Source organism: Shewanella subflava, from assembly GCF_025971955.1.
GTDB classification, from domain to species: Bacteria; Pseudomonadota; Gammaproteobacteria; order Enterobacterales; family Shewanellaceae; genus Shewanella; species Shewanella subflava.
Genome location: NZ_JAPDMX010000003.1, coordinates 280,263 through 297,322 on the forward strand (window position 1 = coordinate 280,263; position 17,060 = coordinate 297,322).

The window sequence follows — 17,060 nt, forward strand, 5'->3', positions numbered from 1 at the left end:
CCATTGGGTTTATTTTGTATGTTTGTAATGCATTTGTTTTTTTATTGTAATCGTCAAATTATTACATGCAAATTAATATCTTAATTAAAGCGCAATATTCTGATTTTTTAGTTTTTTTATAACCAAAAAGAATAACGATTAACTATTGGCTATTGTATTTGGAATAAGTAAGCCGTTATATTTGATGTTAATCAAAGAATACGAGGTAAGTGTAATGGAATTAGTATCAATGCCAGGCCAACAAGCAAAAGGCAAAGTATGGCTGGTGGGCGCAGGCCCAGGTGATATTGAGCTATTAACCGTCAAAGCTTACCGTGTTATTCAGCAAGCTGATGTTGTGCTGTATGACGCATTAGTGAGTCAGGATATACAAGATTTAATTCCCTCTAATGCTGAAAAAATTGCCGTAGGTAAACGTGCGGGTAAACACAGTGCTAGCCAAGATGAAATCAATCAGTTACTGGTGACTAAAGCGTATACCCGTAAAAATGTTGTGCGCTTAAAAGGTGGTGACCCATTTATTTTTGGCCGCGGTGGTGAAGAGTTACAAACTTTAGTTGAGGCGGGTGTGGCATTTGAAGTGGTGCCGGGTATCACTGCCGCAAGTGGCACCTCGGCTTATGCAGGTATTCCGTTAACCCATCGAGATCATGCCCAAGGTGTGACTTTTATTACTGGTCATTGTCAGCTGGCCAGCCGTCCAATGGACTGGCAAGGTTATGCTAATCCGAATAATACATTAGTCGTTTACATGGGCATTTTAAATGCCGATGTGATCAGTAAAGGTTTGATCAATGCTGGCCGCGGTGCAAACACTCCGGTAGCGATAGTGTCGAAAGCCACAACCTCAGATCAACAGTGTTTTTTTGGTACATTAGGGGAGCTCGGGCTACTCGCTGCCGATCCCGCTTTAGTGATGCCAGCGTTAATGATTATTGGTGAAGTGGTCACGCTTGCCGATTCGCTGAATTGGTTTCAGCCACAATCTAATCAAGATGCTGTCACAGTTAATCAAAGTGCTTTGTCAGCTAAAGCACTGTAATACAAATTAAATTAATGGAATGCATCAGCCTTCCACCCTTAATTAGCAAACGGAGATCCATCATGGCAGGTCGTTCATTAAGCCATTTACAACAACTTGAAGCGGAAAGCATTCAAATCATTCGTGAAGTTGCCGCTGAGTTTGATAACCCTGTGATGCTTTACTCAATCGGTAAAGACTCTTCGGTGATGTTGCACTTAGCACGTAAAGCTTTTTACCCAGGAAAAATTCCTTTCCCATTGTTGCACGTCGATACGGGTTGGAAATTTAAAGAAATGATTAAGTTTCGTGATGCACAGGCTAAAGCGTTTGGGTTTGAGTTATTAACCCATACCAACCAAGAGGGCGTAGCTCAGGGGGTAGGTCCATTTACCCATGGCAGTGCTAAACACACTGACATCATGAAAACTCAGGCTTTAAAGCAAGCGTTGAACCAATATGGTTTTGATGCTGCGTTTGGTGGTGCACGCCGTGATGAAGAAAAATCTCGAGCTAAAGAACGCGTTTATTCATTCCGTGATAAACACCACCGCTGGGATCCTAAAAACCAGCGTCCAGAATTATGGCGTACCTATAACGGTGCGGTAAACAAAGGCGAAAGTATTCGTGTGTTTCCATTATCAAACTGGACTGAGTTAGATATTTGGCAATATATCTACCAAGAAAACATTGAAATTGTGCCACTGTATTTTGCCGCAGATCGCCCAGTGGTCAATAAAGGTGGCCAGTTAATCATGAAAGATGATGACCGTTTGCCGCTTGAAGAAGGTGAAAAAGTGACCACTGAGCGTGTACGTTTTAGAACCTTAGGGTGTTACCCGCTAACCGCCGCAATGCATTCAGATGCAGATAGCCTTGAAAAAATTATCGAAGAAATGCTGTTAACCCGCTCAAGCGAACGTCAGGGGCGACTGATCGATTCAGATCAAAGTGCGTCAATGGAACAGAAAAAGCGTCAAGGTTACTTCTAATTTTCGTGGCAAAAACCACGTTAGTAACCAGATTGATAAACTCAAATTGAGTGAGAAAGAATATGAATCAAGCAGTAAATAACACTACCCGTATGGCCGCTGAAATTCTAGAACACGGCGTAAAACAGTATTTAGCCCTACAACAAAATAAAGGTTTATTACGCTTTTTAACCTGTGGCAGTGTCGATGACGGTAAAAGTACCTTAATTGGTCGCTTACTCCATGACAGCGCACAAATTTATGAAGACCAATTAGCCAGCTTAAAAAGCGACAGTGCCAAAATGGGAACTACAGGCGAAGCTATTGATTTAGCGCTGTTAGTTGATGGTTTACAGGCAGAACGTGAACAAGGTATCACCATTGATGTGGCTTACCGTTATTTCTCAAGTGAAAAGCGTAAGTTCATTATTGCTGATACCCCAGGTCACGAGCAATATACTCGCAACATGGCCACTGGCGCATCGACCTGTGATTTAGCGGTTATTTTGGTTGATGCGCGTTATGGCGTGCAAACCCAAACTAAGCGCCATGCTTTTATCGCATCTTTGCTGGGTTTACGTCACTTTGTGGTGGCTGTCAACAAGATGGATTTAGTGGGTTTTGATGAAAAAGTATTTAATCAAATTCAAGCTGACTTTGCTGATTTTGTGAAAGACTTTGGTGATTTAGACATTCATTACGTGCCGTTATCAGCCTTGAACGGCGACAACGTGGTTAACCGTAGTACCCAAAGTGATTGGTATACAGGCGGGACGTTGCTTGAATTACTTGAAACGATTGATACCCAGCGTGAGTTAAGTGAATTACCTGTGCGCTTCCCTGTGCAATATGTGTTGCGCCCAAATCTCGATTTTCGTGGATTTTCAGGCACCTTATCTTCAGGTGTTTTGAAAGTCGGTGATGAAGTGGTGGCTTTACCGTCGAATAAACGCAGCAAAGTTGAACGCATTGTGACCTTTGATGGCGATTTAACTGAAGCGGTAGCAGGTCAGGCCGTGACTATCACCTTAGAAGATGAAATCGACATTTCTCGTGGTGATTTACTCGCTAAACCAGATAGTGCGCCAAGCCTTGCTAATCATATTGTTGCAGACTTAGTGTGGATGGATGAAAAGCCGTTACAAATTGGTCAGCTATACGATGTGAAAGTTGCAGGTAAAAAGACCCAAGCTGTGGTCAGTGAAATTGAATATATCACCGATGTGAATACGCTTGAGCGCAGTGCAGCAACGTCATTAAGCTTAAATACCATTGCGCGTGTGAAGTTAGATTTAACCGAAACCGTGGTATTAGATGCGTATAGCTTAGTGCGTGATACTGGCGGCATGATCTTAATTGATCGCTTATCTAATGCCACTGTCGCTGCAGTGATGGTCGTTGATGGCTATCAGGGGCAAAAGCAAGTCAGTAGCGAGTTTAGTGCATTTGAACTTGAGTTTAATGCGCTTGTTCGTAAGCATTATCCTCACTGGAATGCCCGCGACATTAGTTTACTTGGAAAATAATATATGAATGAAATGTGGTTGTTAGCGATCATATTGTTAGCATTGGTAGGCGGTCTGATAGCGGGAGCCGCCAAACCTGCCACAATGTTTTCTATGGCACTATTAAGTGCCTATTTATTAGGATTAGTTGAGCTTAATGAAGCGTTAATGAGCTTTACTAACAATGGGTTAATCGTTTTAGTCTTATTGGTACTTGCCGCCACAGCACTAGAGAAAACTTGGCTAATTGGTAAGTTAAGTCAAGTAATTGGCAAAGGTAGTTTATTCAGCACCTTGGCCAAAATGGGTGTTTCAACGGCATTGTTGTCTTCATTTACCAACAACACTGCGGTAGTAGCATCGTTAATTGGGGTTGTTAGACGTAACCAAGCCCATGCACCATCAAAGTTATTGTTGCCGTTAAACTATGCCGCCATTTTAGGCGGCACATTAACCTTAATAGGTACCTCAACTAACTTGATTGTTAACTCATTTGTGGAAAACGCTGGGCTTAAACCCCTCGGTTTTTTTGAGTTTACCCAAGTCGGTATTTTGGTGGTGATCACTGGCTTATTGATTTTAATGTTGGTCGCCAATACCTTGCCAGATCGTCGTGAAGAAAGCCAAGATGAAGCTCTCCCTTATTTGTTAGAAGCTCATGTGGCTAAAAATTCGCAGTTGGTTGGACACAGCGTGGTAGATAATCGTCTACGTGCTTTGAAAAAATTGTACTTAGTTGAGTTAGAGCGTAGCGGCATTCGTATTTGCCCTGTACCACCGAATATGGTGATCCAAGCTGGCGATATGCTGCGATTTAGTGGCGCGGTTGAATCTGTTGAGTTATTACATCAGTTTGATGGACTTGAATGGTTTGGCAAACAACATGCCAAAGGGCAAAACCTGGTTGAAGCCGTATTAGGCCCCTCGTCCAAATTAGTCGGCACCACGTTGAAGGATGCGCGTTTTCGTGAACTTTATGATTCAGCAGTGATGGCCATTCGTCGTGGACATGCACCACTGAAGGGCGGTTTGGGCGATATCGTTTTACAACCTGGAGATGTGTTGTTAATCACCCCTGGGGATCGCTTCAGTCATAGCCCTAATTTAAGTACCGATTTTGCCGCGATCAGTGGGTTAGATTTAAATGTGCGTTTGGATGATAAGCGCAGTAACTGGGTGATTTTAGGCTTCGTGTTGACCATCTTAGCTAGCGTTACCGAGTTAGTGCCTTTAGCGAAAGGGTTAGTGGTGCTGTTGCTAAGCTACTTTGCTATTGGTGCTGTGAGTTTATCGGAGTTAAAACGTCGTTTTCCGCTTGAATTAGTGGTGATTGTTGGCAGTGCGCTGTGTTTGGCAACCTTGATGATTGACACAGGTTTAGCAAAAAGCTTAGCAGATAGTGTGATAAGTGTTTTTGATGGTTACGGGGTGTTTGCTGCATTTGTAGGGGTGTTTTTTATCACCCTAATCGTGACTGAATTTATCACCAATAATGCCGCTGCCGCATTGGCATTCCCTGTTGCATATGCGGTTGCGACTAGCTATGGGGTTGATCCTCGCCCATTTATTATGGCGGTGGTTTTTGGTGCCAGTGCCAGTTTTATTTCGCCCTATGGTTATCAAACTAACTTAATGGTGTATAACGCTGGAAATTATAAATTGTCTGATTTTGTGCGAGTTGGTTTGCCTTTATCTGTGGTGTATTCACTGACTGTTATTTTTGCTGTGCCGTATTTCTTTCCATTTTAAGTCCCCTGTATTGCTGGGCAAACGTTAACTTACCTCTTCTTTGCACCACTGTTGAGGTTAAGAATTGAATTTTAGTTGTTATGTGTCGTGTCGAGTTACGGCATAAAAGGAGTAGTTATGACTGATATCGTTTGGCATCAGCATGAAATAGATCAAGCCGCTCGTGGGCGTCAAAAGAATCAAAATCCAGTGTTATTATGGTTTACTGGCTTATCGGGTTCAGGTAAATCAACGCTAGCTGGTGCATTAGAGCATGCGTTATTTGAAGCTGGTTTTCATACTTATTTGCTTGATGGTGACAATGTTCGTCATGGCTTATGTAAAGACTTGGGGTTTAGCCTAGAGGATCGTGATGAAAATTTACGTCGTGTGGGTGAAGTCGCCAAGTTGATGGTTGATGCTGGACTGGTTGTGCTTTCTGCATTTATTTCACCTACTCGTGCCGAGCGTGAACGGGTAAGAAACTTATTCCCAGAAGGCAAATTCATTGAAGTGCATGTTTCAACGCCGCTGAGCGTGTGTGAGTCTCGTGACCCAAAAGGTTTGTATGCCAAAGCGCGTAAAGGTGAAATTGCGAACTTTACCGGTATTTCATCACCCTATGAAAATCCTGACTCAGCTGAGTTAACCATAGATACCAGCAAAGGCGATTTAGCTACCCAAGTGCAAGCCTTAGTCGATTATGTCAGTGCACTGCAGGTGATTGATGGCGAAAAAATGGTGGCTGGATTAGGGATTTAATCTGAACATTATCGTTAGCATCAAAAATATGTCCTATTAGCGTTAAACTCATTTGCTTATAAAAGTGATTTTAATGACAAAAAGCGAAGCCAAATAAGTCATCAAAAGCTGAAATGATCATTTCAGCTTTTTTATTGGGGGAGGTTATATCAATACTTGATTCAATACTCGCTGCCAATTACCGCCCATAATGCGATCACGATCGGATGATTTAAAGCGGGCTTTTTTTAAGGCATCGTCAATGCGGCTCATGCGTTCAATGGTGTTTAATTCTGGGATCACCACGTGCTTAGGCTCCACATCAAAACCGAGCACATTTTTAGCCCGTAAACTGTGCCACCAATCTAGGTATTCTTTTACTCCTTCGGCATTATCATTATTGAGTTTTAATAGGTTCTCTTGACCACGCAGTGGATAATCATTGGCAATGGCCACACTGTCTACGCCGGCAATTCTGACCACATGATCTATCTGCTTAATGTAATCGTTAATCGTTGGAATAGGGCGATTGGTTAACCAAAAACTCATCATGAAAATTCCAAATACACCACCGGTGTCAGCAATAGCACGGATCACTTCATCGGGCGAGCAGCGAGCATGATTGACAATGCTTCTGGCCGCGCCGTGGCTTTGCACTATTGGGCTTTTGCTGGCTTTGGCGGTATCTAGTGCGGTTTTAGGACTGGAGTGACTGACATCTATCAACATATGACGATGGTTTAGCGCTTCGATTAACTCATGCCCCGCGGGCGTTAAAGGGAGGTTCAGTCCTGCTTTACCATTGTTATCGAGTGCGCCTCCGGCATAACGATTGCCATAATGGTGCGTTAATTGTAGTACGCGTAAACCCTGTTGTTTAAATTCTTCTAATTGCTTCCAATTGGTTTGACTACTGTCATCTTCTACACAATCAGCACCTTGAATTTGAAAAAACACCGCAGTCCGTTTTGAGTCGAATGCTCTGTTAATATCTAATCCAGTTTGCCCCTGTAAATAGACTTCAGGGTTGGCATCGACCATGGCTTTTGCCGCTTTAATACTTTTGATGCAGGCGTTGTAACTGCGCTTGTAATTGGTGGTGCCGTCAGCTTGTTTGATGGCTTCAATGTCTGATATGTCGGCAATAAATGCACTGAGTTGAGAGGCTTTAACATCATTGATGTCTTTGGGTAAAAAAGACAAACCATCGATAAACAAGGGGCGCTGATCTACAGCCCAAGCATGCTGTGTGACAAATGGACTACATAACGCTGCTGCGCCAAGGCCTTTAAGTAATTTACGGCGGGTGAGCAAGTCATGTGACATTAACTATGTATCCTTTTAATTTGTCTCGGTAGCGTAACTTTTTATGGCTTGCGCTAACGCATGTAATCCATTGGTACGCGATGGGCTTAATTGGCCGTTTAACCCTAAGTGTTCGAAATATAAAGCAATATCAAACTGGGATATTTCTCTAGAGGTTCGCCCCTGTGTTGCCACAAGCAATAAACCAATCAGTCCTTTAACTATACGCGCATCGCTGTCAGCTAGGTAAAAATGTTGCCCATCAATTTGCTGATGATATAACCATGCTTGGCTTTCGCAGCCTTTTACCTGAGCGCCTTCATGGCGAAATGCCTCTGCTAAGTTTGGCAGTTTTTTGCCTAGCAACATTATTTGGCGGTATTTCTCTTGCCAGTTTGTGGCTTGTTCTATCAGTTTAGCGCTATCGAACACGTCATCAGTCAAGGATAAAAACAAGGTTGGATCGGGTTGTAGCATGGGGTTAATTGTCATCTTTGGCCTTACAATAAAATGGATTTTACTTCAGCAAGTGCGTTAATAAAGCGATCAATATCTTGCTGATTGCTATATACCCCAATAGAGGCTCGACAGCAGCCTTTTATTTGCAAGCTTTGCATTAACGGCATCGCGCAATGATGACCACCACGAATAGCCACGCCTTGCTGATCTAATAAAATGCCCACATCTTGATGGTGCTCATTCGCCAGATTAAACGCCACTGCACCAATATTGATATTGTCAGGCGTAATACCATATACGCTAATATCGCCTAATTGGCTTAACTGTTGCTGAAGATAGCCAATTAATTGTTGTTCATGCTGATGAATAAGTGCTTGGGGTAATTCAGTTAAAAAGGTAATCGCTGCACCTAATCCAATGACGGCAGCAATGGCAGGAGTGCCGGCTTCTAACCTATTGGGCAGTGCACCATAGGCGGTGTCATTAAAGCTGACGGTTTTGATCATCTCTCCGCCAGTAAGCATAGGAGTTAGCTTTTCTAGCGCATCAAGCTTGCCGTAGAGTATGCCTACGCCGGTTGGGCCATACATTTTATGGCCAGAAAAAACATAATAATCACAATCAATAGCTTGTACATCAATGCCAAGATGTGCCACCGCCTGAGCGCCATCTATTAAGGTCATGGCGCCGACATTATTGGCTTTGGCTACCATGGCTTTGACGGGGTTAATGGTGCCCATGGCGTTGGTGACATGCGATAGCGCCACCAGTTTTGGGGCTTGGGTTAACAAGGCGTCATAAGCGCTAATATCAATGCAACCCATTGAGTCCAGCGGGATTGGGATGACTTTGGCTCCGGTGCGTTGCGCGAGGGCTTGCCAAGGAACAATATTTGCGTGATGGGCTGCGCCATCCACCAAAATTACATCATCAGCTTTAAGTAAATCAGTCAACCCATGCGCCACCATATTGATGGATTCAGTTGTTCCATGGGTAAAGATAACTTGCTCAGTTGTGGCGGCATTTATAAAGCGCTGTACCTGAGCTCGAACCTGTTCATATTGCTGCGTTGCCCTTGCGGCTAATTGGTGGGCAGCGCGGTGAACATTGGCATTATCAAGCTGATAATAGTGGTTCATTGCATCAATAACACACTGCGGCTTTTGACTGGTTGCTGCGGTATCTAAGTAACACAGAGGGTTATCGCCTAGCTGTTGTTGCAGCGCAGGAAATTGGCTTCGTATGGCTTGATGATCAAATTGGCTTTCGGTCATTCACTTAACACTCATTAAAAAGGCATCAAGATCTTCAATGATATTGATGCCTAATGCAAGGTTAACCTAATTTAACCTCAACTTTGGTTAAGAGATGGGCTCAATAAGCTGAGGTTAATTTTACCCAATTTATGGGCAAGGGAATCGGTATAAATGTGCCAGTTCCTCTAATCGGGTTGAAATTTCGGCAGACAAGATAACTTTATGGCTGTCAATATTCTCTTTTAACTGATGTAAATTTGTTGCGCCAATGATGTTTGATGCCACAAATTGACGAGAATTAACAAAAGCCAGCGCCATTTGCGCAGGGCTTAGGCCAAACTCTCTGGCTAAATCAACGTAAGCCTGAGTTGCTTGCAGTGCCATAGGTGTGCTGTTGTAGCGAGCAAAACGTTTATGGATGGTTAATCGTGCCCCTTCTGGCCATTGGTCATGTTCATACTTACCCGTTAAGGCACCAAAAGCTAAAGGCGAGTAGGGTAATAAGGGCACATTTTCACGCAAGCTAATTTCAGACATGCCAATTTCAAAACTACGATTCAGTAAGTTATAGGGGTTTTGAATGCTGACAATACGCGGTAAATCGTGTTTTTCAGCTAAACGCAGGTATTGCATAAATCCCCAAGGCGTTTCGTTCGAAATACCGATATAACGTACTTTTCCTTGCTTGACCACTTCAGCTAACGCTTCAAGTGTTTCTAAAATGGGGGTGTAATGCTCTTTGTCGTCATGGCTGTACATCATGTCGCCAAAATAATTGGTATTTCTATCTGGCCAATGCACCTGATACAAGTCGATAGTATCGATTTGCATGCGCGCGAGTGAGTCTTCTACCGCTTGATGGATGTTGCGCCAGTTCAATGCCATATTGGGGCGAATGTAATCTCCTTTAAGGCCTGGCGCGGCCACTTTACTGGCAATAATAAGCTCATCACGGTTGCCTTGGGCTTTTAGGTAGTGCCCTAAAATACGCTCAGTTTCACCTTGCGTTTCTGCCGTTGGCGGCACGGGATACATTTCTGCGGTATCAATAAAGTTAATACCTTGGCCAATGGCGAAGTCTAATTGTTCGAATGCTTCTGATTCAGTATTCTGTTCACCCCAAGTCATGGTACCTAAACAGATCTTGCTAACTTCTAGGCTTGAATGCCCAAGACGTCGATATTCCATATCATCCTCCTGATGGAAACCCTTGCTTTGAGGCTATCAAGCTTTGAGCAGATTGCAAAGGTTATTGATTCATCAGTAAAAGTGTTGCTTAAAAAACAAGCTAAATCTTTTTAGTTGCAGATGTGAATGGTCAGATGCGATACAGGTGAGTGGATTAAAGTGTTTTTATCATCGCGATTTCACAGGCGTCATGGCCAGTCTCACCTAAGTGGTGGCAGCGTTCAAACCCCAGGGTTTTATATAAGGCTAAGGCTTCAACTAATACCGCTGTGGTTTCTAAATAGATTTGTATAAAGCCCTGCTTTTTAGCAAATTCAAAGGCTAAATTAGACAGCGTTTTAGCCAGCCCTTTACCGCGCACCTCAGGTAAAAAATACATTTTCTGCAGCTCACAAATAGCAGCATGCCCAGCAAGAGGCGCCACACCTGCGCCACCAATAATCTTGCCATCAAGTTCTATAACCCAGTAGCACGCACAATCGCTACTATACACTTGGCTTAAGCAATCTAAGGTTTTGTCTGCCACACTAAACCCTTTATCTGGGGTTAGCCCATATTCTGCTGACACTAAGCGGATCACTTTGGCGATCCCTGCATCATCATTGGCGGTTAATAGTCTAATGATGGGTGACGTTGAAGACATAATGAGTTACTCAACAAGGGATAATGTGAATTATTCAGCAAAAAATGCTGGATTGATAAAAGGCGCCATGGCTAACACTATGGCTTGCGTATAAATACTGCCACGGGTCGCTAAGCCCTGGGTAAGCAATCCAATTGCGCCGCCTTTTTGTTTAATATTGTCCGTATTAAACAGTCTGTCCATGACATGTCCCAGCTCTTCTCCGGCTTCGAGTGCGTGAAAGACCTTTGCGGGTAAAGGCAACAATGCGCTGCGGCCAATGCTTAATTTACCTTGATGAATAATGGCCATGTAAGCAAAAGTGGCAGCACCATGCTCAAATTGGTCCACTCCACCTTCCATTGCAATATAAAAATTGGCGGGCTGATGCGTCTCAATCGCATGCTGCTGACAAAATCTAGCGCGATTAATTGCGCCTAGCTTAGTTTCGGCTTCGGTCATAGGTTGCTCGGCAACCAAAGATGGGGCATGCATGCCGTGGCACTCAATGTGAGCATCTGGAAAATACTGTGCAATAGCATCGCGCGCAGCGCCAATTTTTACAGGATTGTTGGAGCCGACCAAAATGGAAATATGTTGTTGAGTCATATGATGCGTTTTACTGATTGTATTGATACAAATATAAACGCCATGATAGCAGAAGTGTATAAATGAAATGAGTGAAAAGTCGTAACTGTTAGTGTTTTTGACTTATGGTGCCAATCAATAATTGATTACCCGTTATATAAAACAATCACTTAAATTTTGGCGCGTGAATTGCTTGGTATACATTAACCCCAGCATCATTAAGATGAACAACAATAGTTTTTCATGCTCTTTATCGTTTTGATGCTATATCAGCCAATTATATCGACAAGGATGAGCAACATGGCCACCATGAAAACCAAATTAGTATTAGTAGGCGCAGCGACCGCACTATTAGTGATGTATACCGATGTCTTTAATGTGTCATATAGCATTGCCAGTGAGCTAGAACAAAAGCAGCGAGTCTTGAGCCTCGATGCCGCCGATATTGAGCAGCTTATCGCTGAAACCGGTGCTGGTATGTTAATCATCAAAGGTGATGAATCTACCGATAAAATTACTGTCAACGCCGATGTGTTTGCCGAGGATGATAACGAGGTTACCTTAAGTCTTGTTAAATCAGGTTCTCAGGCAAAATTAATTGCTCAGGTAGAGCAACACTCTAACTGGAGTGGGTCGGATTCGCCACGTATTGATGTGACTTTAACATTGCCGAAAAACCTAAAAATGGATCTCACCGATGGTTCAGGATCTATCGATATTCAAGGTATGAACACCGATATTACCCTCACAGATGGTTCAGGTAGCATTACCTTAGATGGCGCTGGACAACTGAATATTAAAGATGGTTCTGGCAGCATTCACGCAAGTAATGTTCAGGGAAATGTCAGTATTCAAGATGGTTCGGGCAGCATTGAACTGACTGATGTAGATGGCAATGTCGACATCAAAGATGGCTCCGGCAGTATGACAGTGCAGCGTGTGTCTGGATTGGTGAGCATAGATGACGGCTCAGGCAGTATTAATGTGGATTATGCCAAAGGATTAACTATCCATAGCGCGGGTTCTGGCGCGGTTAATTATCAACATATCGAAGGTGAAGTTAATCTGTAAACGGTATGAATCGCCACCGTTTGCGGGAATTGTTGCAGATGTTTAGCATGGGCTCGCCTTTTCAGCGATAGACTGATTTAGGTGAGCATGGCATGATCGCCCTTTGGGTATGATTAAGAGTTAACATTACTGATGGCAAAGAAGTTTTATGTGGTTTGGCAAGGACACAAACCGGGTATTTATACCACTTGGGATGAAGCTAAACGTCAGGTTGATAAGTTTTCCGGTGCAAAGTATAAATCGTTTCCTACTGAAACTGAGGCAAAAGCGGCTTTTGCCCAATCGGCAAATAAAGCGATTTTTTCGACTCAAAGCTCTGCCAGTAAAAGCGCTGCTAATAAAGGTGCTAAACCAATAACATCTGCAAATAAAGCCAGTGTGGCTGAGCATCAACCAGAGGCATTAAGTCAATTTGATCTTGTGCTCTACACAGATGGCGGCTGCGATCCTAACCCAGGCAAAGCCGGTTCAGGTGTGGTTGCGTATCGCAACGGTAAACTGTCAAACTTATGGTATGGGCTGTTTAATCCCAATGGCACGAATAATACCGCTGAATTGAACGCCTTACATGAAGCGATCAAAATGGCAGCGAGCGCACTGAACGATAACTTAAGCGTGCGAATTTACAGTGACTCACAATATTCAATTAATTGTATTAGCAATTGGGCCTACGGTTGGAAAGCCAAAGGTTGGACCCGTAAAGGCGGCGAGATTGCCAATTTAGCACTGATTAAACAGGCTCATGACTTGTATGATCAATTTAAAGATCGTTTTGATATTGTGCACGTTGCTGCCCACGTGGGTATTGAAGGCAATGAGCTGGCCGATAGAATGTCAATTTATGCAGTTGATCAGCAACAAAGGGATTTTGTCGAGTATCCTCAACCTCTGAATCTAGCTGCCATTATGGCGATGCGCGCAGGTTAAATAACTCTTTACTGATAATAGACAAACGGGCCGCATGGCCCGTTATGTTTTCAGTCGATAATTTTAGGGCGTTAGAGCAGGACTATTTTACTTTTTCTTCATACATTAAGTAGTGACTTTGCTCCATGCCTAAGGCTTCATAAGTGCTTTGTGCGGGTTTGTTTTCATGCTCAACGTATAAGCGGAAACTTGCCGCATCCCCATTAGCCGCGGCCATGTCTTTTACGGCTTGATAAAGCTTGCCGTAAATACCTTGGCGTCGGTTTTGTGGACGAATATAGACGCTTTGGATCCAATAATATTGGCTGGCGCGCCAATCACTCCATTCAAATGTCACCATTAATGAACCAACAATGTCGCCATCAACTTCAGCCACTAAATAAAAACCACGCTCAGGGTGGCTTAATAAACCATTCACACCAAGGGTAAGGGTGTCATTATCTAACTGCAGCTTTTCAGTCTCCATCGCCATCGCTTGGTTAAAGTTCACTAGGGCGGTTAAATCGGTTAATTGACCTTTTCTTATTTTCATTTTTTATCTCTTTTTAGGGTCGATATTCGACTAAAGTCTACTATGCTTAATCTATTCGACTAAAGTCTACTATGCTTAATCTATTCGACTTAAGGTATTCGTTATTCAATCTCAACTTTGGTTAGAGGTCAGTGTTAACCAGTTAATTTATCCAAATTAACCTGGTTATGTTAATCGTGATGTGTGCAACATCTGCTGATTACTCGCCTTTAATTGCCAATATTGTGATTATGATTATTTGAAGGTGAATTATGACTAAGCAATATCAATTCAGGGTGCATCGGCATCCTACTATAAATTGTTCATCAACTCATCATACTTGTATCAATGACACCTTGAATGAGCCTGCTACTAACAAGCGTCAAGCTGAGCAGTCGATTAACCATCCGCTGCATTTCTGTTTAACCTTAATGACCTTTGGATTATGGGGTGTTATTTGGTGGCGATTGATTTTGAACGACCGAGGAGAAACGGGTTTTATTAGCGCCTTGGATGATGATTATTGGAGTTATTTAATCGAACGAGAACAGCCTCCAGCGGCACTGTATCAAGTGCATATTGGCCAAAAAAGCACTGAGACTGTGTTTGAAGCCTAATTAAAACCGATATTCAGCTCAGGTAAGGTTGATATAAAAGTTATGCTCCATTACCCGTATTTAAACTTGCGGATGCTTGTCATATCTCATAGCACAATGATCTAACCCCTGTATTTAAACACCCCGCCTTTGTTGGCTGATTTACAGTAAACACTTATTTACCACACTCCACTAATGGATAATTGAAATTATTACGCCAATCCAGTAATGTGACGCCACAATAGATAGAAGATCTATGTCACACATTGCATAAATAGATGGAGATGATTATGAAAGTTGCTGTACTTGGTGCTGCTGGTGGTATTGGCCAGGCTTTAGCTTTATTGTTAAAAACTCAACTGCCTGCGGGCTCAAAGTTGTCTCTATATGACATCGCTCCGGTTACTCCTGGTGTTGCGGTTGACTTAAGTCACATCCCAACTGACGTTGAAGTAAAAGGTTTTGCTGGTGAAGATCCAACAGCAGCATTAGTTGATGCTGACGTGGTATTAATGTCTGCTGGTGTTGCGCGTAAACCTGGTATGGATCGTTCAGATCTATTTAATATCAATGCGGGTATTGTTCGTAACCTAATGGAAAAAGTGGCTGTTACTTGCCCTAAAGCATTAGTGGGTATCATTACTAACCCAGTAAACACCACAGTAGCGATTGCTGCTGAAGTGTTAAAAAATGCCGGTGTTTATGACAAAAACCGTTTATTCGGTATCACAACGCTTGACGTTATCCGCAGCGAAACCTTCATTGCTGAATTAAAAGGTTTGAACGTAGCTGACGTGAACATTAATGTGATTGGTGGCCATAGCGGTGTGACTATTCTTCCTCTACTTTCACAAGTGGAAGGCGCAAGCTTCACTGATGAAGAAGTTGCAGCATTAACTAAGCGTATTCAAAATGCTGGTACTGAAGTGGTTGAAGCTAAAGCCGGTGGCGGTAGCGCAACTTTATCAATGGGCCAAGCAGCATGTCGCTTTGGTTTGTCTTTAGTACGTGGCCTTCAAGGTGAAGCAAACGTGGTTGAATGTGCATACGTAGATGGCGGCAGTGAACATGCTGAATTCTTCGCACAGCCAGTTTTACTGGGTAAAAACGGCGTAGAAAAAGTATTACCTTATGGTGAAATCAGTGCATTTGAAGCTAACGCTCGTGATGCCATGCTAGATACCCTAAAAGGTGACATTAAATTAGGTGTTGAATTCGTTAAGTAATTCTTCTCACTCATTAAAAACGCGAAGCAATGCTTCGCGTTTTTTTATGCCCTAAATTAGTGATAACTTCAGCTTCAACTTTAACCTTGGCTTGAGTTGGCCGTTACCAAGTAATATTGTTACCTGCCCAGTCTACAAAACTAGCGGTACCATCAACATCACTGTTATCTGCAATATCAATTAACTGTTTTGCCACAAATTCAGGCGTAAACAATTTGCCTTTAGGCACATTTGCTTGAAAGGGTTTAGATAATGGCGTATCGGTTGTACCAGGGTGGAAGGCGATAAGTTTAACGTGTTTTAATCTTCTCGCGTATTCAATTGCTGTGGTTTTTATCAGCATATTTAGAGCAGCTTTTGAGGCTCGATAACCGTACCAACCACCCAGTTGGTTATCACTAATACTGCCAACTCTCGCACTCAACACCGAAACCACACATTTTGTGGCGGTGTCATTGGGAGTTAAAAGCGGAGTAAGGTATTTAAGCCACATCATTGGGGTAATACTGTTAGCCTCAAACAACCACATTAATGCTGCAGCATCGATATCTTCAAGGCGTTTTTCTGGGGTGATATTAAGCTGTTGTTGCTGATTTACAGGGGCGTCAATTTTTTCATCTGTATTTTGATGCAGTATGCCATTGCAAATAAACACCCTAACAATCGAGCCGCGAAAACATTGTAATTGCTGACAAACTTTATCAATTGATGTCGGGTGGTAATCGCATGTGAGCAATTTTAATTTGATTAACTCATCATCAACAACAATATCTAGCTTACCTCGGCTAATACAAATAATGTTCGCCGTGAGTTGCTGCTCAGTATGCTGAGCAATTAACTCAGAAATGACGGCCTTAGCGATACCCGATGACGCGCCGATAATCACATAGCTGTTGGTTGTCATGCTTTAGGCTCGATTGAACAAGAATCTGTCGTACAGCGTTTTTTGCCGGTCAACAAATACGAAATGTTGTAGCGATTTTTGGCAAAGGCAAGATAAGCTTTGTCTGCAACGGGTTTTATTAGCGGTAAACGCAACAGTTTGACCCAACAATGTTTACCCGTTAATCCCCATGCCATTGCGGTGACATCTAAGCCTAGTAACATTTTTCCATCAGATGTTAATCCATGCAAAATGGTATTGGCTTTTTCAATATCAAGTGTGGGGTAGCGTGTTAATAAATCTGCTGAATTCAAATCTTCTAAATGAATTTTATGCAGCCTATCATGTTTTTTAAGCTGCGCCATTTCGTTGGCGCAAAGTGGGCAAGCACTGTCATAAAAAATGGTTAATTCCATGCTATGAACCTTCTAACTGATAGGTGAACCATGCTGATTATACGCA

The 17,060-nt window shown here is 42.8% G+C and carries 18 protein-coding genes; 9 read left to right on the plus strand and 9 right to left on the minus strand.

The window, feature by feature from the left end:
• Positions 1-214 precede the first annotated feature (214 nt).
• The 5 genes from cobA to cysC all read left to right on the plus strand — a co-directional run bounded on the left by cobA (position 215) and on the right by cysC (position 5,987).
• Positions 215-1,042, plus strand: a complete 828-nt coding sequence (gene cobA, locus OHT75_RS03380) for a uroporphyrinogen-III C-methyltransferase (protein ID WP_264725029.1) — start codon at positions 215-217, stop codon at positions 1,040-1,042.
• Positions 1,043-1,104: 62 nt separating this feature from the next.
• Entirely contained in the window at positions 1,105-2,013 is a 909-nt protein-coding gene (cysD, locus tag OHT75_RS03385) for a sulfate adenylyltransferase subunit CysD (RefSeq protein WP_264725030.1), read from the plus strand.
• Between the two features lie 62 nt (positions 2,014-2,075).
• Positions 2,076-3,518: a sulfate adenylyltransferase subunit CysN gene (gene cysN / locus OHT75_RS03390; protein ID WP_264725031.1), complete on the plus strand. Its 1,443-nt coding sequence runs from the start codon at positions 2,076-2,078 to the stop codon at positions 3,516-3,518.
• Between the two features lie 3 nt (positions 3,519-3,521).
• Positions 3,522-5,246 carry an SLC13 family permease gene (locus OHT75_RS03395; protein ID WP_264725032.1) on the plus strand — a complete coding sequence of 575 codons (1,725 nt, stop codon included), beginning with the start codon at positions 3,522-3,524 and terminating at the stop codon, positions 5,244-5,246.
• 117 nt (positions 5,247-5,363) lie between these two features.
• Positions 5,364-5,987, plus strand: coding sequence for an adenylyl-sulfate kinase (cysC, locus tag OHT75_RS03400; RefSeq protein WP_264725033.1), 624 nt, complete (start codon positions 5,364-5,366; stop codon positions 5,985-5,987).
• Between the two features lie 144 nt (positions 5,988-6,131).
• On the opposite strand, the gene OHT75_RS03405 is transcribed toward cysC, so the two are convergent.
• From OHT75_RS03405 to yjjX, 6 genes are all read right to left on the minus strand, one after another.
• The gene (locus OHT75_RS03405; RefSeq protein ID WP_264725034.1) at positions 6,132-7,292 is read right to left on the minus strand and encodes a dipeptidase; all 1,161 of its coding nucleotides are present in this window, start codon (positions 7,290-7,292) and stop codon (positions 6,132-6,134) included.
• Between the two features lie 15 nt (positions 7,293-7,307).
• Entirely contained in the window at positions 7,308-7,763 is a 456-nt protein-coding gene (locus OHT75_RS03410; protein WP_264725036.1) for a SufE family protein, read from the minus strand.
• An 8-nt stretch (positions 7,764-7,771) separates the two neighbouring features.
• Positions 7,772-9,004 carry an aminotransferase class V-fold PLP-dependent enzyme gene (locus OHT75_RS03415; protein WP_264725037.1) on the minus strand — a complete coding sequence of 411 codons (1,233 nt, stop codon included), beginning with the start codon at positions 9,002-9,004 and terminating at the stop codon, positions 7,772-7,774.
• Positions 9,005-9,133: 129 nt separating this feature from the next.
• Complete coding sequence (locus OHT75_RS03420; RefSeq protein ID WP_264725038.1) at positions 9,134-10,174, minus strand: NADP(H)-dependent aldo-keto reductase; 1,041 nt, start codon at positions 10,172-10,174, stop codon at positions 9,134-9,136.
• A 154-nt stretch (positions 10,175-10,328) separates the two neighbouring features.
• Positions 10,329-10,817: a GNAT family N-acetyltransferase gene (locus tag OHT75_RS03425; RefSeq protein WP_319803623.1), complete on the minus strand. Its 489-nt coding sequence runs from the start codon at positions 10,815-10,817 to the stop codon at positions 10,329-10,331.
• Between the two features lie 30 nt (positions 10,818-10,847).
• On the minus strand, positions 10,848-11,405 hold the full coding sequence (gene yjjX / locus OHT75_RS03430; protein ID WP_264725039.1) for an inosine/xanthosine triphosphatase: 558 nt from the start codon (positions 11,403-11,405) through the stop codon (positions 10,848-10,850).
• 279 nt (positions 11,406-11,684) lie between these two features.
• On the opposite strand from yjjX, the gene OHT75_RS03435 reads away from it, so the two are divergent.
• Both OHT75_RS03435 and OHT75_RS03440 read left to right on the plus strand, forming a co-directional pair.
• Complete coding sequence (locus OHT75_RS03435) at positions 11,685-12,455, plus strand: DUF4097 domain-containing protein (RefSeq protein WP_264725040.1); 771 nt, start codon at positions 11,685-11,687, stop codon at positions 12,453-12,455.
• 132 nt (positions 12,456-12,587) lie between these two features.
• Positions 12,588-13,382 carry a ribonuclease H family protein gene (locus OHT75_RS03440; RefSeq protein WP_264725041.1) on the plus strand — a complete coding sequence of 265 codons (795 nt, stop codon included), beginning with the start codon at positions 12,588-12,590 and terminating at the stop codon, positions 13,380-13,382.
• A gap of 82 nt (positions 13,383-13,464) precedes the next feature.
• Here OHT75_RS03440 and OHT75_RS03445 read toward each other — a convergent pair whose 3' ends face one another.
• Positions 13,465-13,914, minus strand: coding sequence for a GNAT family N-acetyltransferase (locus tag OHT75_RS03445; protein WP_264725042.1), 450 nt, complete (start codon positions 13,912-13,914; stop codon positions 13,465-13,467).
• A 251-nt stretch (positions 13,915-14,165) separates the two neighbouring features.
• Between OHT75_RS03445 and OHT75_RS03450 the strand changes: the two genes are divergently transcribed.
• Positions 14,166-14,510: a hypothetical protein gene (locus OHT75_RS03450; RefSeq protein WP_264725043.1), complete on the plus strand. Its 345-nt coding sequence runs from the start codon at positions 14,166-14,168 to the stop codon at positions 14,508-14,510.
• Between the two features lie 269 nt (positions 14,511-14,779).
• The gene (gene mdh / locus OHT75_RS03455) at positions 14,780-15,715 is read left to right on the plus strand and encodes a malate dehydrogenase (RefSeq protein ID WP_264725044.1); all 936 of its coding nucleotides are present in this window, start codon (positions 14,780-14,782) and stop codon (positions 15,713-15,715) included.
• A 103-nt stretch (positions 15,716-15,818) separates the two neighbouring features.
• Here the strand turns inward: mdh and OHT75_RS03460 are convergent, their stop codons facing one another.
• Positions 15,819-16,619, minus strand: coding sequence for an SDR family NAD(P)-dependent oxidoreductase (locus tag OHT75_RS03460; RefSeq protein WP_264725045.1), 801 nt, complete (start codon positions 16,617-16,619; stop codon positions 15,819-15,821).
• Entirely contained in the window at positions 16,616-17,014 is a 399-nt protein-coding gene (locus tag OHT75_RS03465; protein WP_264725046.1) for a thiol-disulfide oxidoreductase DCC family protein, read from the minus strand. The genes OHT75_RS03460 and OHT75_RS03465 overlap by 4 nt, the downstream gene beginning before the upstream one ends.
• Between the last annotated feature and the right edge of the window lie 46 nt (positions 17,015-17,060).

Coding starts and splice junctions, on each gene's coding strand:
- cobA (WP_264725029.1), top strand. CDS start 215: ATGGAATTAGTATCAATGCCAGGCCAACAAGCAAAAGGCAAAGTATGG.
- cysD (WP_264725030.1), top strand. CDS start 1,105: ATGGCAGGTCGTTCATTAAGCCATTTACAACAACTTGAAGCGGAAAGC.
- cysN (WP_264725031.1), top strand. CDS start 2,076: ATGAATCAAGCAGTAAATAACACTACCCGTATGGCCGCTGAAATTCTA.
- OHT75_RS03395 (WP_264725032.1), top strand. CDS start 3,522: ATGAATGAAATGTGGTTGTTAGCGATCATATTGTTAGCATTGGTAGGC.
- cysC (WP_264725033.1), top strand. CDS start 5,364: ATGACTGATATCGTTTGGCATCAGCATGAAATAGATCAAGCCGCTCGT.
- OHT75_RS03405 (WP_264725034.1), bottom strand. CDS start 7,292: ATGTCACATGACTTGCTCACCCGCCGTAAATTACTTAAAGGCCTTGGC.
- OHT75_RS03410 (WP_264725036.1), bottom strand. CDS start 7,763: ATGACAATTAACCCCATGCTACAACCCGATCCAACCTTGTTTTTATCC.
- OHT75_RS03415 (WP_264725037.1), bottom strand. CDS start 9,004: ATGACCGAAAGCCAATTTGATCATCAAGCCATACGAAGCCAATTTCCT.
- OHT75_RS03420 (WP_264725038.1), bottom strand. CDS start 10,174: ATGGAATATCGACGTCTTGGGCATTCAAGCCTAGAAGTTAGCAAGATC.
- OHT75_RS03425 (WP_319803623.1), bottom strand. CDS start 10,817: ATGTCTTCAACGTCACCCATCATTAGACTATTAACCGCCAATGATGAT.
- yjjX (WP_264725039.1), bottom strand. CDS start 11,405: ATGACTCAACAACATATTTCCATTTTGGTCGGCTCCAACAATCCTGTA.
- OHT75_RS03435 (WP_264725040.1), top strand. CDS start 11,685: ATGGCCACCATGAAAACCAAATTAGTATTAGTAGGCGCAGCGACCGCA.
- OHT75_RS03440 (WP_264725041.1), top strand. CDS start 12,588: ATGGCAAAGAAGTTTTATGTGGTTTGGCAAGGACACAAACCGGGTATT.
- OHT75_RS03445 (WP_264725042.1), bottom strand. CDS start 13,914: ATGAAAATAAGAAAAGGTCAATTAACCGATTTAACCGCCCTAGTGAAC.
- OHT75_RS03450 (WP_264725043.1), top strand. CDS start 14,166: ATGACTAAGCAATATCAATTCAGGGTGCATCGGCATCCTACTATAAAT.
- mdh (WP_264725044.1), top strand. CDS start 14,780: ATGAAAGTTGCTGTACTTGGTGCTGCTGGTGGTATTGGCCAGGCTTTA.
- OHT75_RS03460 (WP_264725045.1), bottom strand. CDS start 16,619: ATGACAACCAACAGCTATGTGATTATCGGCGCGTCATCGGGTATCGCT.
- OHT75_RS03465 (WP_264725046.1), bottom strand. CDS start 17,014: ATGGAATTAACCATTTTTTATGACAGTGCTTGCCCACTTTGCGCCAAC.